General features: G+C 69.8%; 23 protein-coding genes. 17 read left to right on the forward strand and 6 right to left on the reverse strand.

Translation table 11 applies throughout. The features are described from left to right. Nucleotides 1-52: 52 nt before the first annotated feature. Together AB0P35_RS31715 and AB0P35_RS31720 are read right to left on the reverse strand one after the other, a co-directional pair. A complete protein-coding gene (locus AB0P35_RS31715) occupies nucleotides 53-619 on the reverse strand; it encodes a lytic polysaccharide monooxygenase auxiliary activity family 9 protein (protein WP_363517716.1) in 567 nt (188 codons plus the stop codon). Between the two features lie 431 nt (nucleotides 620-1,050). Then, on the reverse strand, nucleotides 1,051-1,440 hold the full coding sequence (locus AB0P35_RS31720) for a hypothetical protein (protein ID WP_363517719.1): 390 nt from the start codon (nucleotides 1,438-1,440) through the stop codon (nucleotides 1,051-1,053). A gap of 674 nt (nucleotides 1,441-2,114) precedes the next feature. On the opposite strand from AB0P35_RS31720, the gene AB0P35_RS31725 reads away from it, so the two are divergent. The 4 genes from AB0P35_RS31725 to AB0P35_RS31740 all read left to right on the forward strand — a co-directional run bounded on the left by AB0P35_RS31725 (nucleotide 2,115) and on the right by AB0P35_RS31740 (nucleotide 3,791). Beyond that, the gene (locus AB0P35_RS31725; RefSeq protein WP_363517722.1) at nucleotides 2,115-2,606 is read left to right on the forward strand and encodes a hypothetical protein; all 492 of its coding nucleotides are present in this window, start codon (nucleotides 2,115-2,117) and stop codon (nucleotides 2,604-2,606) included. After that, nucleotides 2,606-3,160 carry a hypothetical protein gene (locus AB0P35_RS31730; RefSeq protein WP_363517725.1) on the forward strand — a complete coding sequence of 185 codons (555 nt, stop codon included), beginning with the start codon at nucleotides 2,606-2,608 and terminating at the stop codon, nucleotides 3,158-3,160. The genes AB0P35_RS31725 and AB0P35_RS31730 overlap by 1 nt, the downstream gene beginning before the upstream one ends. A gap of 18 nt (nucleotides 3,161-3,178) precedes the next feature. Continuing rightward, on the forward strand, nucleotides 3,179-3,418 hold the full coding sequence (locus AB0P35_RS31735) for a type II toxin-antitoxin system HicA family toxin (RefSeq protein WP_363517728.1): 240 nt from the start codon (nucleotides 3,179-3,181) through the stop codon (nucleotides 3,416-3,418). A gap of 73 nt (nucleotides 3,419-3,491) precedes the next feature. Continuing rightward, nucleotides 3,492-3,791, forward strand: a complete 300-nt coding sequence (locus AB0P35_RS31740) for a hypothetical protein (protein WP_363517731.1) — start codon at nucleotides 3,492-3,494, stop codon at nucleotides 3,789-3,791. A 465-nt stretch (nucleotides 3,792-4,256) separates the two neighbouring features. Here AB0P35_RS31740 and AB0P35_RS31745 read toward each other — a convergent pair. Continuing rightward, nucleotides 4,257-5,053, reverse strand: a protein-coding gene (locus AB0P35_RS31745) for an IS5 family transposase (protein WP_363517873.1) whose coding sequence is annotated in 2 segments (ribosomal slippage) — nucleotides 4,257-4,708 and nucleotides 4,708-5,053 — 798 coding nt in all. Because the reading frame shifts where the segments join, the coding sequence is not laid out codon by codon here. A gap of 137 nt (nucleotides 5,054-5,190) precedes the next feature. On the opposite strand from AB0P35_RS31745, the gene AB0P35_RS31750 reads away from it, so the two are divergent. Beyond that, nucleotides 5,191-5,724 (forward strand): GNAT family N-acetyltransferase, encoded by a 534-nt coding sequence (locus AB0P35_RS31750; RefSeq protein ID WP_363517734.1) that lies wholly within the window; start codon nucleotides 5,191-5,193, stop codon nucleotides 5,722-5,724. A gap of 51 nt (nucleotides 5,725-5,775) precedes the next feature. On the opposite strand, the gene AB0P35_RS31755 is transcribed toward AB0P35_RS31750, so the two are convergent. Together AB0P35_RS31755 and AB0P35_RS31760 are read right to left on the reverse strand one after the other, a co-directional pair. Then, nucleotides 5,776-7,356 (reverse strand): asparagine synthase-related protein, encoded by a 1,581-nt coding sequence (locus AB0P35_RS31755; RefSeq protein ID WP_363517737.1) that lies wholly within the window; start codon nucleotides 7,354-7,356, stop codon nucleotides 5,776-5,778. Nucleotides 7,357-7,438: 82 nt separating this feature from the next. Beyond that, on the reverse strand, nucleotides 7,439-7,597 hold the full coding sequence (locus AB0P35_RS31760) for a hypothetical protein (protein WP_363517740.1): 159 nt from the start codon (nucleotides 7,595-7,597) through the stop codon (nucleotides 7,439-7,441). A gap of 267 nt (nucleotides 7,598-7,864) precedes the next feature. Between AB0P35_RS31760 and AB0P35_RS31765 the strand changes: the two genes are divergently transcribed. Continuing rightward, entirely contained in the window at nucleotides 7,865-9,217 is a 1,353-nt protein-coding gene (locus AB0P35_RS31765; RefSeq protein WP_363517743.1) for a helix-turn-helix transcriptional regulator, read from the forward strand. Here AB0P35_RS31765 and AB0P35_RS31770 read toward each other — a convergent pair. Beyond that, on the reverse strand, nucleotides 9,154-9,801 hold the full coding sequence (locus AB0P35_RS31770) for a hypothetical protein (RefSeq protein WP_363517746.1): 648 nt from the start codon (nucleotides 9,799-9,801) through the stop codon (nucleotides 9,154-9,156). The genes AB0P35_RS31765 and AB0P35_RS31770 overlap by 64 nt on opposite strands. A gap of 988 nt (nucleotides 9,802-10,789) precedes the next feature. On the opposite strand from AB0P35_RS31770, the gene AB0P35_RS31775 reads away from it, so the two are divergent. The 11 genes from AB0P35_RS31775 (at nucleotide 10,790) to AB0P35_RS31825 (ending at nucleotide 18,684) form a co-directional block, all read left to right on the forward strand. After that, nucleotides 10,790-11,323 (forward strand): hypothetical protein, encoded by a 534-nt coding sequence (locus AB0P35_RS31775; RefSeq protein ID WP_363517749.1) that lies wholly within the window; start codon nucleotides 10,790-10,792, stop codon nucleotides 11,321-11,323. 21 nt (nucleotides 11,324-11,344) lie between these two features. Further along, nucleotides 11,345-12,163 (forward strand): hypothetical protein, encoded by an 819-nt coding sequence (locus AB0P35_RS31780; RefSeq protein ID WP_363517752.1) that lies wholly within the window; start codon nucleotides 11,345-11,347, stop codon nucleotides 12,161-12,163. Continuing rightward, nucleotides 12,160-13,497: an ATPase, T2SS/T4P/T4SS family gene (locus AB0P35_RS31785; RefSeq protein ID WP_363517755.1), complete on the forward strand. Its 1,338-nt coding sequence runs from the start codon at nucleotides 12,160-12,162 to the stop codon at nucleotides 13,495-13,497. Before AB0P35_RS31780 ends, AB0P35_RS31785 begins: the two co-directional genes overlap by 4 nt. After that, complete coding sequence (locus tag AB0P35_RS31790; protein ID WP_363517876.1) at nucleotides 13,497-14,372, forward strand: type II secretion system F family protein; 876 nt, start codon at nucleotides 13,497-13,499, stop codon at nucleotides 14,370-14,372. Before AB0P35_RS31785 ends, AB0P35_RS31790 begins: the two co-directional genes overlap by 1 nt. Then, nucleotides 14,369-15,301, forward strand: a complete 933-nt coding sequence (locus tag AB0P35_RS31795) for a type II secretion system F family protein (RefSeq protein ID WP_363517758.1) — start codon at nucleotides 14,369-14,371, stop codon at nucleotides 15,299-15,301. The genes AB0P35_RS31790 and AB0P35_RS31795 overlap by 4 nt, the downstream gene beginning before the upstream one ends. 107 nt (nucleotides 15,302-15,408) lie before the next feature. Beyond that, a complete protein-coding gene (locus AB0P35_RS31800) occupies nucleotides 15,409-15,672 on the forward strand; it encodes a hypothetical protein (RefSeq protein WP_363517761.1) in 264 nt (87 codons plus the stop codon). Between the two features lie 38 nt (nucleotides 15,673-15,710). Then, nucleotides 15,711-16,148 carry a TadE family protein gene (locus AB0P35_RS31805; RefSeq protein WP_363517764.1) on the forward strand — a complete coding sequence of 146 codons (438 nt, stop codon included), beginning with the start codon at nucleotides 15,711-15,713 and terminating at the stop codon, nucleotides 16,146-16,148. Then, on the forward strand, nucleotides 16,138-16,575 hold the full coding sequence (locus AB0P35_RS31810) for a TadE/TadG family type IV pilus assembly protein (protein WP_363517767.1): 438 nt from the start codon (nucleotides 16,138-16,140) through the stop codon (nucleotides 16,573-16,575). Before AB0P35_RS31805 ends, AB0P35_RS31810 begins: the two co-directional genes overlap by 11 nt. Continuing rightward, entirely contained in the window at nucleotides 16,575-17,012 is a 438-nt protein-coding gene (locus tag AB0P35_RS31815; protein ID WP_363517770.1) for a pilus assembly protein TadG-related protein, read from the forward strand. The genes AB0P35_RS31810 and AB0P35_RS31815 overlap by 1 nt, the downstream gene beginning before the upstream one ends. Before the next feature lie 26 nt (nucleotides 17,013-17,038). Beyond that, nucleotides 17,039-17,707, forward strand: coding sequence for a hypothetical protein (locus tag AB0P35_RS31820; RefSeq protein WP_363517773.1), 669 nt, complete (start codon nucleotides 17,039-17,041; stop codon nucleotides 17,705-17,707). After that, entirely contained in the window at nucleotides 17,689-18,684 is a 996-nt protein-coding gene (locus AB0P35_RS31825; RefSeq protein ID WP_363517776.1) for a hypothetical protein, read from the forward strand. The genes AB0P35_RS31820 and AB0P35_RS31825 overlap by 19 nt, the downstream gene beginning before the upstream one ends. The last annotated feature ends 23 nt before the right edge of the window (nucleotides 18,685-18,707 follow it).

Raw genomic sequence — 18,707 nt, forward strand, 5'->3', positions numbered from 1 at the left:
GGCCCTGCCGTGGTGGCGGGGCCGGCGCTGGTCATGCGGAGGCGCGGTTGTTCTACGTGCACTGGAGGTCGATGACCTGGTAGAAGGCGTTGCCGGTGTCGGCGACCTCCCACACGGCGAGCAGGACCTGGTGGCCGGCGTTGCGCTGGGGCAGGCGCAGGGTGTGGGTGACGGGATTGCCCGGGTTGAGCTGGTGCTCCCAGTAGGGCTGCTCGGCGAGCTGGACGCTGTGGAAGGGCTTGGGCTCGAACTGGGCGCGCGTCAGGGGCTGGTTGGGGTCCCAGCCGTTCTTGGTGAGGAAGTAGTTGAAGCGGCGGGTCTTGTGCTCCGCGTGGAACCCCCAGGTGATCTCCAGGTTCTGACCGGAGGTGACCTGGTGCTTCTTCCAGTCGGTGTCGACCGCGTCCAGGGGGGCGGCGAAGTCCTTCCCGGCGCTGGCGATCTTCCCGTCCGCCGGCGGCTGGACGTTGCGGATGTCGTCCGGGGCGAAGGGATCGGCCAGTCCCGCCTGCGCGGCGGGGAAGAACTTGCCGGCCTCCAGGCCGTTGGCCTGCCAGCTCTCCAGGTAGAGCTGGGCCCGGGAGGGAGGAGAGCTGACTGCTCCGTGCATGATGTCCATAAGAAGCTCCTCACGCTACGCGTACGCTTACGTACTAAACGCTACAGCCTGGCCTCTGGCGAGCCGGTATTCGACCCACGAACTCGCGGCGCAGGCTGCCGCGATCAACGCAAGAGCATCTGCTCTGGACACCAAGCGCGAGATGCTCAGGCACCTCAAGGCACCTACCGCGCTGGCCCGAGTCCGACCAGTCCATCTTCGATGTCATGAATGACTGTCGATCCAACTACGGCGGCACCCCGCCCACCTTCGCTGTCACAGGTCAGGCAGCGCGCGTCCGTTGTCATCCGACCCAGTCGTCGTCTCAACGAAGGCAGGCGACGGCGGTTCTTTCTCTTCAACGTAGTCGCCGCAGGTCAGGTCCCGCGCCGACCAGCTTTCGCTGACAACCGGCGGCCGCGTCCCCGGTAGGCCAAGCAGTTCCTTGGCGCTCAGCTGTCTGTTCGGTTCCGGACGTCGGCGGTCATCACCTCGACGAGCTCCGCGTATTTGGCTCTGTCCTGCAGTTGCTCGCGTAGGTCCTTCGGTCCCGCGAAGCTCAGCAGCTTGCCCCGGAGCGGTTGGTTCGCGACGAGCAAGGCCTCGGAGAGTTTCGTGCCGACATCGAGGTCGTCAGCACCCACTCGATGCACCGTCTCAAGCAGGGCCGCGTACTTTTCGCGCCTATGCACCTGCCATGCCGCGGCGCGCTCCAGTTCCTCCACCATGATGGTGGCCCCGCTGGTGTGCTTGGCTTGACGCACGCCGAACCACCCGCCTGCCACCGCGCCGAGCAGGCTCGCCGCTCCGCTGATCAGTGCTACCGAAGCTGTATCGGCCATACGCCACCTTCCTGTCTTGGTGAGGTGAGCAAACCCAACGAGGTGGTCAGCCCACGACCGAGGCGGAAGCGTCGGCCCGCCTGGGCGCTCTCCTCACCATCACCCGTTGCGGAAGGTCTTGCCACAGCAGCCGATGCGTTCGCACCAACCGCAGTGGTCGGGCCCGAGCGTCAGCCCCCGGCGCCGGCGGCTGGCACTCGACCGCGCGCCGGAACGCCAGGGACAAAGCGATGAGCCCTTTCAGCTGTCACTCGGGCAAGGTGAGGCCATGTCCGCCGTTGACGACCGCCCGAACCGGCGTGAATCGTGCTCGGTTGCGCTACTAGGTGCCACGGCGATTCCGTCACCCGATCGGTGGCCGCCCTGAAAGGGCTCGATGACTCAGCACTACATGCCCGGAAAGTTCTGCGCAGACCGTGCGCGCTGGGCCCGCGACTGGGTCACCATGGGCCCTTGAATGAGACAGAACCCCAGTCGCCTGACTTTGTTGAGACGACGACTGGGTTGGATGACAACGGACAGCGCGGGCTGATCGCGCCACCGGCCCCGACCGCACCGCGCATTGCAGAAAGGCATTTTCGACTGTAAGGTTCATGGCGCGCCCGCCCCTGCGGGATTCCCCTCCCGGCCGAACCTGGAGACGTCGAATGACTCAAGAGCACGCTCCGCTACCGATGCCCCTACGTGCGATCGCGGCGCGGTACGACGTCGCGGAGCAGGCTGCTCGGCGCTGGTCAAAGGACGAGACGTTCCCGGAGGCTGCGAAGAAGGGTCGCTGGGATCCGGCCCTGGTCGACCGGTGGATGCGGCTGAACAATCCCGGCGCCTGGGCCTATGCCCAGCGCCGCGAGGGGAACGAGAACCCGCTCGGCCTGCCCGAGCTCCCGGAGAAGGAGCTGCTCGACGCCAGGCGCTTCGGCGAGATGATGGCCCACCTACGGCCGAACCTGCCGGAGGGCGAGCGGGCAGTGCCACCGACGACCATCCGCACCTACGAGGCGCGCGGCTTCGTCCCCGCGGCGGACCGCCGGCCAGAGGACGGCGCGGAGCCGGCCGTCGACTTCGTGGGCTGGTACTGGTCCACCGTCCGCGAGCGCATCTACGCGAGCCGGCAGCTGTCGGCCACGCGCGTCGCGGTGACCGCGGCCGGACGGGAGGAGTCCTGATGGCCGGCGCACGCAGCTTCGTCACCCGCCAGGACATCCGGGCGAAATACGGCGTCGGAGCCAACGTCGTCACGGGCTGGATCACCCGACCCGGCTTCCCGGCCGCACAGGCCCCAGCAGCCGCAGGGGCCGGCCGCGGGCGCGAAGCGGAGCAGTTCGACGAGGCGGCGGTGGACAACTGGGTACTCAACCACGAGAACCAGCTGTGGCTGGCTACCCACGAAGGAGAAGATGCCGCCAGGGAGGCGGCGCTGCGCCGGCTCCCGCAGGGCAGTCTCGGGGACCTGCTCGACCTGGACGACTTCCGCACCCTCCTGGGGGAGTTCAACCGCGGCAAGCCGATCGCCCGCGGGACCATGCAGTCCTACCGCAGCCGCGGGCAGATCCCGGTGGCGGACCGCCGCGAGGGCGACGGCCTCAGGCCGGAGGTCTACGAGGACATGTGGCTCCGCAGGACGGTGTACGACTACATCGTCAACCAGCCCGGCATGGGCGGGCGCGGCGTGAGACGAGCGACAAAGAAAGATCCAAAGACATTGCAAGATGAGCATTAGAGCTGTAAAGTGGTTCCCGTGAAGGCGGCGGACGCCCACGGGGAACTGCGGAGGCAGCAAGTGAAGAAGGAAGTGCGGGATCTGACGAAGGCCCTGGAGAAGCAAGGGTTCGAGGTCACTCCCTCCAAGAGCGGTCACCTGATCGTTCGCCTGGACGGGCGGCGGATCGCCACCCTGGCGGGCACTCCTTCCGATCACCGCTCCTGGCTGAACACCATCGCCGTGCTCCGCAAGGCCGGGTTCGTCTGGAAGCGCTGAACCACCACGGGCCCGCCGGGACACCGGCGGGCCCCCACCCCCTGCACCAAACCGCCCGACCAGGAGGACCACGATGACCACTCAGGACTGGAGCGTCCTGGTCGAGCTCGACGCGACCAACGTCTCCGACGACACCCACGACGAAGTGCTCGCCACACTGTCCGCACACGCGGCCAACACCACGACCACCGGCAACGGCAACTTCGCCGTCATCCTCAGCGTGGCCGCGGCCAACCCGGTCGAGGCCGCCCAGGCCGCCGTCGACCTGCTCCTGTCCGCTGCGCCGCCCGAACTCGGCGACCGCCGCGTCGTCGGCCTGGAAGTCGTCACCGAAGCCGAGCAGGAGCGGCGCAACGCCCAGACAGCGAACTGACCCCCCTGCAGCACCGCGTCCGCCGCGGCCACGCCCCGACAACCTGCGCTCACCCGCCGCTGGCCAGACCCACCCACGGGTCCGGCCGGCAGTCATTTCGACGACTTCATTGCCCTGAAGGTGCGGTGCGGGGCCATTCGAAGTAGGCGACTTCGCTGCCGTATGTCAGGAAGCCTGGGTAGCAAGCTGCGACAGCATGGGCCCCGTACGGCAGGTGTGTATTTGGGGGTGGCAACGGTAGACGGCCTTACCGGTGGCAGAGTGACATCCGACGCCAGCCCCTAGCAGCACCAGCGGCGGGCCAACCTGCGCAGCACCGCGGCGGGCTGAAGCTGCACCCCGACAGTTGGCAGGCAAAACGCTTCGGCCACCGCCTGTCGGTGCTCGTCCTCCTCGCTTTGGACTGGGAGGACCGCTCGGACCACCGTGGGCTTGAGCCTGCGGCTACCTGACTGAGAAGTCATCTCATTTGGTGATTCTGCGGTGGCAGATGAGGGCGGCGGCGATGGTGGCGAAGGCCGCGAAGTGATGGGCTTTGCGTTCGTAGCGGCGGTGGAGCCGGCGGAAGCCGCCGAGCCAGGCGACGGTTCGTTCGATGACCCAGCGGTGTCGGCCGAGGCGGGTCGAGGACTCGATGCCGCGGCGGGCGATGCGGTGGGTGATCTGTCGTCGTCGCAGGTAGGAGCGGATGAATCGGTGGTCGTAGGCTTTGTCGCCGTGGAGCTTGCCGGGCCGGCGGCGTCGGGGTCCGCGGCGGGAGCGGATCGGTGGGATCGCCTCGACGAGCGGGATCAGGGCCTGGCTGTCGTGCAGGTTGGCGCCGGAGATCGCGAGCGAGATGGGCAGACCGGTGCGTTCAGTGAGCAAATGGATCTTCGACCCGAACTTGCCCCGATCGACAGGATTCGGACCCGTCAGGTCCCTTTTTTCGTGGCGCGCATGTTCACCGAGTCGACCGCGCACCTGGACCAGTCCAGCTCGCCCCGGGCGCCGAGTTCGTCCAGGACCAGCCGGTAGCGCTTGGCCCACACCCGGGCCGCGGTCCACTCCGTGAAACGGCGGTGCGCGGTCGGTCCGGACGGCCCGAAACAGGGCGGCAACTGCGCCCACGTGCAGCCCGAGGTGGCCACGAACACGATCGCGGCCAGCACTTCCCGGTCCCCGTGCCGGCGCCGGCCACCGCCCTGCGGCCGGGTCGGCGCCGCCGGCACCACTCGCTGGAACAACTCCCACAACTCGTCCGGCACCAAGCGCTCCACGATCGTCACGCGGACAGCCTACAAGTCCAAATGAGATGACTTCCGAGTCGCCCCTGCAGGTGAGCCGATTCCCAAACCCACGGCCGGAGATACGTCACCGGTCTACCCTGACCCCGGGTGTGCCTGGGAGGAGAGAACTGATGTACCAGATGCGCGAGGCGACGGCCTCCGACTCCAAGCCGATCGCCGAGATGGTGCGGTCCCGCTCCGCGTGGCTGTCCGCGCGTGGGCTGGGCGAGTGCGCGGACACGGCCGACGAGTACGGCTCGCAGGCGGGGAACCCGGCTTTCCCCGTGTGGGTGCTCGAGCACGAGACCGACGGCGTCGTCGGCTGCACCTCCACCTACGGCAACGACGCGCTGCCCCCGTTCGCGTTCAGCGACGAGGAGCGCGCCGAGCCGACGCTCTTCCTCGCCACCACGTTCACCGTGCCGAACCCGCACCGCATCGGCCGGTTGATCGCCTGGTGGGCGCTGAACCGGGCCGCCGAGCGGGGCCTTACCTGGGTCCGCCGCGGCACGGGGCAGGAGCAGCTCGCCCGCTACTACCAGGAGGCGCAGGGCTGGGACCTGCTGCGTGTCGTGGACCGGCGTGGGGCGAAGGTCTTCTTCCTCCAGCGCGAAGCCGCAGCGGTACCGGAGCTGGCCGACCTGATGGCTGGCCGCGGCCTGTAGCAGCGCGCCGAGGGCCCGCAGCAGAACGTTGCTGCGGGCCCTCTGGCGTGTTCAGCGGCGGGTGAGTGCGGAGTCGGCCAGCAGCGCGAAGACGACTTCGTGGTCACTCGCGGCCGGGGTACCAGCCTCCAGTCGGGCGGCGACCTGGCCGAGGCCGTCGGGGTCGATTAGTCCGGCGTCGATCAGCGGGGAGCCGTCGGCCAGGATCTGGCGGGCGCGGGGCACCCCGTAGCGGCGCATTGCCTCGGTGATGATCTGCTGGAAGTTCTCCACGATCGGCGGCCGGGCCACCTGGGACGGCATGCCGGTGCGGGCGAGGATCACCCGCATCAGCTGCTTGTCCTGCCGCCATTTCAGCGGTAGCCACTCGCAGAACCGCACCAGCGCCGGATCGGTGAGCGGGTGGGCCGGCCACAGGCCGTGGCGCAGGAATGCCGGGCCGCAGACCGCCTTCGCCATCAGCGTGGTCTCGGGCACGACCGCGGCCGGGGTGATCGCCTTGTCGATGTCCGGCAGGAGGGCCTGGGCTGTGCGGCCGAGCCACGGCGGAGTATCGGCCGGCTCGAACCCTCCCCAGCCGCCGGTGTCCTCGGCCGCCGTGATGGCCATCAGCTCGTCTCCGCCGATGCCCGTGAACACCGCCTTGATGCCCGCCTCGGAGAACCGGCCCGAGAGGGCGTCGAGGGCGTCGGCGTAGATGTCGGTGGTCGGCGAGACCCACACGGGGCGGCTGAACCGGGAGGCCGGCCCGTACGGCAGGTGGTTGGCGGCCTGCACGGTCAGGCTCGACCAGCCGGACGCGATGTGCTCCAGGACCAGCTGCAGGCGCTCGGTCTGCTGGGCGCCACGCTCGGCGTCGAGGATGACCGTTCCCGCGGTCACGCCGGCCCCCTGCGGTGTCGTGCGCATGGCCAGGGCGACCGTGGTGGAGTCCATGCCGCCGGACAGCTGTACCGCGGTCTTGGAGCCGGTCCACGGCAGGCGCGTGACGGCCCGCTCCAGCAGGTCGGCGAACAGCGGGATCGGGTCCTTGCCCTTCTGGAGCGAGCGGGCCCGGGTGTGCTCCGCAGGATCGGGGAACTGGATGGCCAGTGACCCGTCCGCCGCGAAGTGGGCTGTTGCCCGCTCGGTCAGGAGCCGGACGTCCTGCCAGAAGGTCGCCGCCGAGTACCGGGCGCGCAGGGCGAGATGCCGGGTGATGGCGAGGTGGTCGAGCCGGTCCGGGTGCTGCTGGTCGCGAAGGCTCGCCAAGTCCCAGGAGCCGTGCAGGACACCGGCGTCAGCGGCGAGGTATTGGGGGGAGGTGCAGGCGGTGCCGGTCGTGACCTGGATGGCCCGGCCGGGTTCGACCTGCACGGCGGTCCAGTCGTCTCGAAGCTCGCGCAGCTCTCGGAAGGCCTTGTCGTAGGCGTCGGGTGAGACGGTGACCACCTCGGGTCGAGCCGGACGCTCGCTGCTCCTCCTGGCGACGGAGGTGAACAGGGTGCGGGTTCCGTCGGTGAGGGCGGCCTGCTCGGTCAGGACGTGACGGTACGGCTCGATCCAGGACGTCCCGCACTGCCAGCGGCTGGCGCGCCAGATCCAGTCCCGGCCGGGGAGGTTGTCGTCGTGGGTGATGCGAAAGTGAAACATGGCAGTCGGCCCTTCGTGCGCCGGTCAGGATGGACGCGGCCCGGCCGCAGCGGAGATGCCGCTGCGGCCGGACGAGGGACTGTCAGACAGCCGTGGTGTCGTACGTCTGGACCGAGTCGCTGGACCCAGCGATCTTCTTGTACGAGTACCGGTCGGTGGTGTCCATGACCTCGTACGCCGGCTCGTCGCCGAAGATCCGGCCGGCGGCCTCCAGCAGCATCCGCTCGTCGGTGATGATCACAGGCCTGTTCCCTTCACCTGGGCTTGGACGGCCTCCCTCACCAGAACGGCGAGGGAGGCCCGGCACCAGCAGGTTGCCGGTGCCGGCGCCGACCCGGGGTGTGCCACTGGTTGGCCGGCGCGTCACCAGGTAACCGCTCGGGTCCCGCACGCGGCAGGGCCCAAGGTCAACCTGCAAACGGCATGCAGAACACGCACACGCTGTGCACGGCCTGTCGCTCCAGGTGTACCGTCAGGAGCGTTGCCACACTCCCGAGTTGGAGGACAGATGGCGGTGCCAACGGCCGATGGCCGGGAGATCGGAGCAGTGATCCGGGGCGCCCGGGCAGAAGCCCGGATGACGCAGCAAGACCTCGGAGCGAAGTGCGGATACTCCGCTTCCACGATGAGCCGCGTCGAGGCCGGCTCGCTCCGGCCGGCGCCGGAGACCCTGCTGCGCATCGCGGAGGCCCTGGGCCTGCCGCCGCAGCGCTTGGGTGTCGTCCCGGTCCCGGCGCAGCGGCGCGCCTCCCCGAGCTGCTCCCCCGCGGCCAGTCCGACGGCTAGGGTGGCCGACGGTGTGATGCACGCTCAGCAGGAGGTCCCCGTGCGACGTAGAGAACTGCTGGCCGGCATGGCGGGCACCGCAGCCGCCGCCATCATCCCCACCCCTGCAGCGGCAGCGGCCGCCCCGGCATCGGGCGAGGACCTGGCCGCCGCACTGGAGCGCGCCCTATACGCCCCGGACGCCATCAGCCCGGCGTCGGCGGCCGTCGTGGAGCAGCACCTGGCCGCCGCCCGGGGCGACTTCACCGCGGCCCGCTACGGCCACCTCGGCCAGGCCCTGCCCGGACTCATCGGCGCTGCCGAGGCCAGCCGCGACGCGGCGGTTGGCGCCGCCCGGGAGCGGGCGCACTCCACCGTCGCCCGCGCCTACGTCCTCGCGACCGAGCTCGCCGTCAAGCAGCACTCCGACATCGCCTGGGCCACAGCCGACCGCGCGCTGACCGCGGCCCGCGCCGGCGGCAGCCCGGTCATCATCGGCGAGGCCGCCCGGGTCCTGGCCATCACCATGCGCCGCTCCGGTCGGCCCGCCGCAGCCGTCGACCTGCTGCGCCGCACCGCCGCGGACCTCGCCGACCGGCACGGCGCCGCACCGCAGGCCGTCGCGGCGACCCTGCTGTTCACCGCGGCGTACACCGCCGCGTGCGACCGGCGCCGCAGCGACGCCCTCGACCTCATGGCCGGCGCCGACGAGGCGATCCGCCGGCTCCCGGCCGGAGCACCGCCGGTGGCGCTGTTCACCGTCGACGCGACCGCCGCGCAGCGCGACCTCTACTGGATCGGCGTGCACAACGCCCTCGGCACCCCGGACGAGGGCGTGCCATACGCCGCACGCCTCACCGCTGCGGCGATGCCGACCGCCGAGCGCCGCGCCCGCCTCGGCAGCGACACGGCCCGGATGTGGCACCGGCTCGGAGACCCGCGCCGCACCTTCGCCGCGCTGCGCCTCGTCGAGCAGGCCGCCCCGGAAGAGGTGCGGCGCCCGGCACTGCGCGCGCTGACTGCCGACCTGCTCTACTCCCCTGCGCCGCTGCCGGGGATCAGGGAGTTCGCGCGAAGGACCGGCGCAGCCACCTGAGTACGGGGCGTCGGAACGATGCCGAACTCCTGGTTCTGGCGCTTGGACTCGAAGTAGCGCAGCAGGATGCTCTCGACGACGCGGGTGGGCGGCCACGACTCGTGGATTTGGTTCAGCCTGGGGTGCCGGAACCGCCAGCTGTCGCCCTTGGCCGGCACAGGTTCCAAGCCGTTGCACGGGAGGAGGACACGGACCGACCCGAGCAGTCCTTCGCCGTGGCCGTCGTCCCATCGGACTGCGGCCTCCAGGTCGACCGTGCCTGCCCCACCGGCTTCCCGCTCCTCGTACTGGCGAATCCAGTCCGACAGTGGCCGGTACGCCTCGAACTCCAGCGTCTCGCTCTGGCCAGTCTCCAGGGTCAGAGTCAAGCCCTCGCGGAAGAAGCTGAGGTTCGGGCCCTCAGGGGCGAACTGCCCGCTGATCGTGACAGTGGCGTCCGGCCCGAGTTCTTGACCATGCAGGCGTAGCGGAGGCCGACCCTCTGTCGGGTAGACGTGGTCCCGCTCCGGGGGCACGCCGGGGCGTTCTCGGCGATGCCGGGATACAGCGGCTTGAAGCGCGGGCAGCAGGGTGGCCCGGCGCACGCACTCGTGGTGCTCGGCTGGCTGGCGGGCCCGCGGGCAGACCTGAGCGCCAGGCGGCGGCCCCCGGCCGATGTGCCAGCATGCCGTGTACCAGAAAGGGATTGACACTTACCGCACGTCAGCGCCGACTACTACGGTGCCGCCATGAACACTTCGGACAACTGTCGATGGTCTCGCGGCGGTGAGGTCCGCGGCGCCGAGGACGGCGCATAGCTGGCGGACGCTCAGAGGACGCTCGTTCCGGCGCGCGCACCGGCGATCCGGCCCCCGGTGCAGTTTGGTGCTATTGCTGTCCCGGATTTCGCAGCAGGGCACCAAAAGTTCATGCCCCCTGGTGAACCGGTAGGCGCTCCTGGCGGCTTGTCGGCAGGTAGGCGAAATATTGGGTGATTTTCCACCAAGGATGGATGTCCGATTTGTAAATATAGGCCCTCTTTGTCAGCGGCCGCGTCCGCGGCATGTCCGGCAGCGGCCGAAATCGACTGCGCCGAGGGCCCAAACTTTCGTATGGTGACCCTGCGGTACTCATGATGCACATGGGGTGGCCACCACATGCCCGCATATGCGTACAACTCGGACATCGAGTTGATCTGGGGGGATTTCGCGCAGAGTAACCCGTCTCGATCACTCTCTGTTGAGGTGTAGGGGGAACTGCCCCGCGATGACGCGGAGCGACTATCAGAAATCTCGCCGGCCACGCCGCGGATGCGAACTCTAATCCGCCTAAAGGCACGCCCGGCCGGATAACGGACAGCCGATCAGCGGTTTGAGGATGAGTATGAGGAAAACGGGGAATTCCGCCGACACGGCGGAGAAGGCGGGGGGCGCAGCCCTCCCCCAGCAGGGGACACCCGCTCCTGCGAACAGGATCCCGACCCAGCCCCGCGAGCGGCGGCCGGGAGTAGCAGTCCTGGCCCTGCTGGTCGTACTCGCATGCTCCCTGGGGTTCGCCGTCCTGCTCCGCCAGGCCGGCGAGCGGGTCTCCGCCGTGGAGATCACCAAGCGAGTCATGCCCGGCCAGAAGATTCCCGCTGACGCGCTGACCGAGGTCCAGGTCGCCAAGGACAGCAACCTGAAGTTCGTGCCCTGGGAGCAGCGAGGCATCCTCACGAACAAGTACTCGGCTGCGGTCGAGATCCCGGCCGGCACGCTTCTGACCGGCCCGATGCTGACCGACGCCGCGGGCCTCGCCGGCGACCAGTCAGTAGTCGGCCTCTCCTTGAAGTCGGGCCAGTTCCCACCGGGTCTGAAGGCCGGCGACCGGGTTCGGGTGATGTGGGTGGGCCGGGACGCGGCCGCGAAGGGCTCGACCTCCACCAGCACCTCCGGCGCTCAGGGCGTCTCCGGAGCGGTCGAGCTGGTCGGCTCCGCCACGGTGCGCGAGGTGTTCAGGCCGGCGAATGGCGATGTCAGCTCCGCGCTCTCGCTGTCCGTGCTGGTGCCCGCCGCCTCCTCGGGGAGTGTCATCCAGGCCGCCTCGTCCGGCGAAGTCGGCTTGGTCCTCATCGCCTCTGCCCCGTAGTAAGGCTGCACGGAGACCGACATGTCGCTGATTCTCATCGCGTCCGCCAAGGGCGCCCCTGGAGCGAGCACTACCGCGCTCGCCATGGCCGGGGTATGGCCCCGCCAGTCCCTCCTGGCCGAACTCGACCCGCTCGGCTCCGACCTGGTGTACCGGCAGGTCGCCCCGAACGGGGATGTCCTGGACCCGAACAAGGGGATGTTCTCCCTGGCCCTGCCGGCCCGCGGCGTCCTGAGTCCCGACGTGGTCCGCGAGCACACGCAGCACCTTCCCGGTGAGCAGCAGGTCCTCCTCGGCCTGTCCCGTCCCGAGCAGGGAGCGGCGTGGGGCGAGCACTGGGACAAGCTCGGCCGTGTGCTGGCCGCCCCCGGCACGACCGATGTCATCGCGGACATAGGGCGCCTCTACCCCGGTGCTCCCGCTTCGGCGCTGCTGCGCCATGCCTCGCTGATCCTGCTGGTGTCGCGCGCCAACGCCGAAGATCTCGCCCATGTCCGGGCAAGGGCGGCCACCGTCCACCAGCAGATGTCCGCGGGTGGGCGCCGCGGCGCTCCCATCGGCGTACTGCTGGTGGCCCCGCTGCGCAAGCAGGCCCAGGCCGTGGACACGGCGACCCGGGTCCTGGCCAGCGGCGGGACGCCCGCTCAGGTGGCCGGCGTCGTGGCGTTCGACCCGGACGCGGCCGAGCAGCTGGCCGGACGGCGACGCGGTCGCACCCACAAGACGCAGCTGGTCGGGTCGGTGCGCGGCATCGTGGCCGGCCTGGAGAACCGGTTCGGTCTCGGCCGCACCGCTGAAGCCGTCCCCGCTCGCGAGGACCTGGAAGGAGCAGCCCGATGACCACCACCGTGGAATCGGCCGTCGACTACGGCCTGGTGAAGGTGCTGCGGGAGCGGACGGGTCAGGTGCTGCAGCAGCGCCGCCGGGCTCTGGAGGTCGGCGACCGGCAGCTGTCCGACGCCGACCTGCGCGCGCTCTCCCTCGACATCATCGCGGACGAGCTGCAGGCGTTGTCGGCCGAGCGCATCAACAGCGGACAGGTGCCCGTCTCCCTGGACGAGGAGGAGTGGCTCACCACCGCGGTCGCGGCCGCCCTGCACGGCGCGGGCCGGCTCCAGCCGTGGCTGGAGAACCTCGATGTCGAGAACATCGACGCGAACGGCTTCGACGAGGTCTTCGTCAGCTTTGCCGACGGGTCCCAGGAGAAGGTCGGCCCGATCGCCGAGTCGGACGCCGACATGATCGAGCAGATCCGGGTTCTCGCAGCGACCTCGGGCCTCAGCAGCCGTCCCTTCGACGCTGCCAACCCCCAGCTCGACCTCCGGCTCCCGGACGGCTCCCGCCTGTCGGCGGTCATGAGCGTGGCGCACCGGCCGGGCCTGTCGGTGCGCCGCAAGCGCCTGCGCGTGGCCCGGCTGTCCGACCTGCGGGCCAACGGCACGCTGACCCCGGAGATCGTGGCCTTCCTGACCGCGGCCGTGCGCGCCCGGCTGAACATCATGATCGCGGGCGAGGTCAACGCCGGTAAGACGACCCTCCTCCAGGCGGTCGCCAACGAGATCGACCCGCGGGAGCGCCTGATCACCATCGAGCGGTCTCTGGAGCTCGGCCTGCACGAGCTCACCGACCTGCACCCCAACGTGCTCGCGCTGGAGGAACGACTGGCCAACGCGGAGGGCCAGGGCTACGTGTCGATGGCGGACCTGGTCCGCCGCTCGCTGCGCTCGAACCCCCAGCGCGTGATCGTCGGCGAGGTCCTGGGTGACGAGGTCGTCGCGATGCTCAATGCGATGTCGCAGGGCAACGACGGGTCGTTGAGCACCATCCACGCCAACAGCTCCGCGGACGTCTTCCAGAAGATCAGCACCTACGCGATCCAGGCAGTCGAGCGGATGCCGATCGACGCCTCGCAGCTGCTCGTCGCCAACGCGCTGAAGCTGGTGGTGTTCGTCGACCGCGACCTCGACCCCACCACCGGCCTCCAGCGGCGCCGGGTCACCTCGATCCGCGAAGTGAGCGGGTACGCCGACGGCCGGGTCGCCTCCTCGGAGATCTACGCGCTGGACGAGAACGACAACGTCGTGCCGAGCGCCCCGCTGACCGATCGCACCCGTGCGCGGCTGGCGCGGCAGGGCTTCGAGGTGGGCAGCTTCGACTTCCCGGGCAGGTGGTGATGAGCGGCGGATACCTCTCCCCCGACTTCCTCCTCGCGTTGCTCGCCGGCGGCGGGGCCGGCTGCGGGATCGTGCTCTTCGTCGCCGCGCTCGTGGGATGGCGCCGCAAGGCGATGACCACCACGCCTGCCTCCCAGCAGATCGCGCAGTTCCTGCGCCGGCGCGTCGGCGTTGCGTTGGTCGTGGGCCTGGTCGTGCTCGTGGTGATGCGCTGGCCGGTCGCCGCCGTGGCCGCTGCCCTCCTGGTGCTGTTCTGGTCGACCATGTTCGGCGGAGCAGCCGCGGAGCGTGCGGCTCTGGCTCGGGTCGAGGCCCTGGCGACGTGGACGGAGGGCCTGCGCGACACGATCGCCAGCGCGGCCGGGCTGGAGCAGGCCATCAGCGCCTCGGCGCGGACGGCCGGCGTGACCCTGCGCCCTCACCTGCTGGCCCTTGATGACCGGATCCGCTCCCGCATGCCGATGAGTGAGGCCTTGCACCGCTTGGCGGCCGACCTCGACGACGGCGGCGCGGACATGGTGATCGCCGCGCTGATCCAGGCCTCGGGCCTGCGCGGCGAAGGCCTGCGCGAGGTGCTGACCGACCTGGCCAACGACGCCCGCGCCAAGGTCGCGATGCGCAACCGCATCTTCGCCAGCCGCGCCGGCACCCGCCGCAGTGTGCAGATCGTGGTGATCGTCATCGTCGCCGTGGTGGTCGGGCTCCGAGTGTTCAACCCCGCCTACACCGAGTCGTTCGGCACCGCGCAGGGCCAAGCGGTGCTCGCCGTCGTGTTCGGCCTGTTCGCGTTCGGCCTGGTCTGGCTGCAGCGTCTGTCACGGGTGCCCGCCCCCAACCGGTTCCTCGTCAAGACCCAAGCAGGAGGTACGGCGTGAATCTCGAACTGCTGTGGCCGCTCCTGTACGGCGCCGGCTTCGGCCTGGGCGGCTTCGTCCTCGTCCGTGCCCTGTTCCCGAGCCGGCCCACTGCCGCTGCCACAGTGCTTCGCGTCGACGCCCGGGCCCGGCTCCCCCTGGGAGGCCAGGCGCTGCCGGCGCCGACGGCGGGCCGCACCGCCCGGACGGCGCAGATCCGGGAGGTCATAGGGCTCCGGGCCTCCCGGTTGTGCGCACGCCAGGGCTGGGAGTTCCCGGCGCTTCGCGCGGATCTGTCGATCCTTGACCGCTCGTTCGAGTCGTTCATGGCGACGAAGATCCTGGTGAGCCTGCTCGGGCTGCTCTTCGGACCCGTGGTGTTCGTCGCCCTGTGGGCTGCGGGCTTCGCCAGCAACCTGACGCTGCCGCTGTGGCTCGCGCTGGCATTTGCCGTGCTGTTCTTCTTCCTGCCCGACATCGAGATCCGCGGCGACGCGAAGAAGGCACGCGCCGACTTCACCCACGTCCTGGGCTCGTTCACCACCCTCGTGGCCAACAGTCTCGCCGGCGGCCGCGGCCTGCCCGAGGCACTCAAGACGGCCACCGAAATCACCGACAGCGAGCCCATGCTGCGCCTCCGCCGCGAACTGCAGGGCGCGCGGATGGCGAACCTGACCCACTGGCAGGCACTCGACCGGCTCGGGCAGGAGATCGCCGTCCCCGAACTGCGGGACCTGGCCGTCCGGATCGCCCTCGCGGCGGACGACGGCGCGCGCATCCGCAGCTCGCTGATGGCCACCGCCAAGACCCTGGCCGACCGGGAGCTGTCCGAGGCCGAAGGCAAGGCCGGCGCTCAGTCGCAGACGATGCTCATCGCGCAGCTGTCGCTGGTCGCCGGGTTCATGATCTTCCTGATCTACCCGGGCCTGGTGCGGGTGGCGTCCCTGTGAACCACGTCCTGTGCACCGACAGGCCACCTCGGCCGCGCGGCAGTACCGCGGCCCGATCCTCCGCCCCGTATCTCGCCGGGCATCAACCATCGAGGGGAATCTTCACCATGAACGACGTTCTCGACCGCATGACCGGCTGGAACCCGGACCTCACCCTGGCCACCACGTGGATCCGCGGCCGCGTGGCCGCCACACGCGAACAGAAGGACGCCGGCTTCTCCACCGTCGAGATGGTCATCGGCATCGCGATCCTCATCGCGATCCTGGTCGCCGTCGCCGTCATTCTCAGCGGCGCCTTCACCACAAAGGCGACCAGCGTGGGCAACTGCATCACCGGTGCGAACTCCACCAACAACGGCGGCTGCAGCTGACCATCGGACGGCAGGGAAGGTGAAAGGGAGGGGAACCGATGATGCGCCGCCTTCGCCGGCTGATCGAGCACCGACGTGCTCAAGGCCGCGACTCCGGCATGAGCACGGTGGAGTTCGTGATCGGCACGCCGATCATCTTCGGGCTCCTCTTCCTCCTCGTGCAGTTCGCTCTGTTCTTCTTCGCGGACCAGGTCGCCCTGGCCGCGGCACAAGCCGCGGCCAGGGAGGCCCGGGCCACCGCCGACGCCGACCCAGGCGGCTGGCAGGACCGGGCACGCACCGTGGCGCTCAACCGAATCGCCTCGCTCGGCCCGGCCCTCACCCGCAACCCGGATGTCGTGCCGGAGAGCACCGGGCCCAATCAGGTCAAGGTCACCGTCCGAGTGCAGGTGGTCAACGTCATCCCCTGGCTGAGCCTGACCGCGACCGCGACCAGCGAGGGCCCCGTGGAGAGGTTCGTGCCCGATGCCGGCTGACAGGACCCTCCCGCGCCGCCTGGCGCAACGGCTGCGCGCCGACGACGGAATCAGCACCGTCGAGTTGGTCATCGCCACGCCCCTGATCCTGCTCATGGCCCTGCTGCTGGTCGGCTTCGGCCTCATGGTGCAGAGCCGCAGCTCCCTGGACGGCGCGGCCCGGGACGCCGCCCGCGCCGGGGCGCTGCAGCGCAACTACCAGACCGCCACCGCCGAGGCGGCCCGCGCCGCCCGCGCGAGCGCAGCCGGCGTCTGCGCGAACGGGGACATACAGGTCAACCCGTCCGGGGACTGGCGAGCCGGAGGCATGTTCACGGTGACCATCAGCTGCGACGTCCGCGGCCTGGCCTGGCTCGGGATCAACGCCAACCGGCGGGTGACCAGCACCGCCACCGCGCCCATCGACACCTACCGGCGGACATCCTGATGACCACCAAGATCCTGCAACGGCTCAAGGCCGCCCGCCTACGCAGCGACGAAGGCAGCGGAGCCCTCTACCTGATCTTCGGCGCCATGCTGTTCATGCTCTTCGCGTCCTTCGTGATCGACGGAGGCCTGGCGATCCACCAGCGGGAGAAGGCCGCCGACATCGCAGAGCAGGCCGCACGCTACACCGCCAACCAGATCGACCCTGCCTCGCTGCGCGCCGGAAACCTCAGCGTGCCCGCCAACCCAGCGTGCAGCGGCTACGCCCAGTCCTTCGCCGCCCAGGCGGGTGCGAGCGCGACCTGTACCTCCAGCGGAGGAAACACCGTCACGGTCGAGGTACAGCTGACCTACCAGCCGATCTTGATGCGTTTGCTTGGCCAAACGTCAATTACGGTGCGTGGTACCGCGACTGCGCGGGCTGTGCAGGAACCATGAGCACATTCGGGGACAGGAGACACACCATGCGATCCACCACCAACCGCCGCACCGCGGCCATGTGCTGTGCCGTGCTGGCCATGGCAGCCGCGGCTGGGTGCAGCAGTTCGAAGAGCACCGACAGCGGAGACATCTCCGGCGCCCAGACCGCACCACCGAGCAGCTCCCCCACCTCCTCACTCAGCCCGACACCGACGCAGTCGGCTGGCGCCCCCGAGATCACGCTGCCCGCTGACTACACGGTGGCCATCCAGTTCAGGCCCGGCGACGACGCCATCAAGAAGCAGGCCGCCGACGGCCTGTCGTACGCCCTGCGGGCCTTCAACGAAGCCGAAGCCACCGGCGACATCAACCGCCCGGCCATGGTGTACGCCTACACCGGCACGGCCGGCGCGTACATGAACCAGGCTGTCCAGCAGCTCAGCTCCCGCAACCAGACCATCAGCGGGGCGGACCGCTACTACGCGCTGACCCTCGACGTGAAGGACCCGAAGACAGTGGTCGCCGCGTACTGCGAGGACCAGTCGAAGGCCTTCCCCAAGGACAAGGCCAGCGGGAAGGTCCTGACCAGCACACCGAGCATCAACGACTACACGGACTGGACGACCACCCTGACGCTGACCGACAAGGGCGTGTGGCAGGTGTCGGCCGCGCAGGCGGAGAAGGGATCCACACGGTGCCAGAGCGCAAGCTGACCAGGGGTATTGGGGTGGCCGTCGCGGCGTTCGCCGTAGCGGCCACCGCCGTGCCGTCGGCACGGGCGGACCTCGGAACCGGCTGGGGCGGCGGCGCCCCCACGATCGCCTCGATCGAGTCACACGTCGAGATCCGGGTGAGCGAGTCCGGGAAGGATGGGAAGCACCTCACGTCGGTCGGCGGATCGTGGGACCCGCCGGCCTGCTGGTACGAACCGCAGTACACCCCCGAGGAGTTCGACACCGTCTTTCAGCAGATCCTCGCCAGTCTGTCTGGCGCCATGGGAGCCACGGCGAAGGCCCAATACGACGCGTTGAAGGCCGACCAGGACTTCCACCGAGGCCAGGACGGCCGCTGGTGGGGCATGGTGAAGACGAAGAAGGCCTGGGATCTGCCGGAATCCGCGCCGTGTACACAGAAGGCGGGCATTGTCTGGGTGCCCACGGGCAACCCGCCGGCGGGGATGCTCGCGGTCACGCCGCTGATGCTCTCCAGGCTGGCGTACGGCGCGACGAAGCTCCCGCCGCCGAGCGTGAAACTGTCGCCCGCCCCAGACCGACAGACGGTGAACCTGCCGACCTACGTCTCGTTCGAGCAGCCGATCCAGCCGGTGTCCGTGACGGCATCCCTCGACTACCAGGGTGTCAGCATCGCGGCGTCGACACTGGCGGTGCCGGTGTCGCTGCGGATCGACGCGGGCACCAGCGACGCCTCCCCCGCCATGTGCACCTATCCGTTCACCAAGAGCGGCGGCGGCTACCAGGTGGACTCCTCCGGTGCCGCCTGCAACGTCACCTACCAGCGCTCCAGCCGGGGCGGGAGCTATCCGCTCACCGCGCAGGTGACGTGGAAGGTGACGTGGACTCCATCCAAGAACCCGAACGCCTCTCCGGCCAACCCGCTTCCGGACGGCGTGACCGGTGGTGCTCCTCAGGACGTGGTCGTTCGGGAGATCCAGACCGTGGTCACTGGCTGACCACGGTCTGGACCGATAGGAAG

The sequence above is a fragment of the Kitasatospora sp. NPDC085879 genome, assembly GCF_040686255.1.
Classification (GTDB): Bacteria; Actinomycetota; Actinomycetes; order Streptomycetales; family Streptomycetaceae; genus Kitasatospora.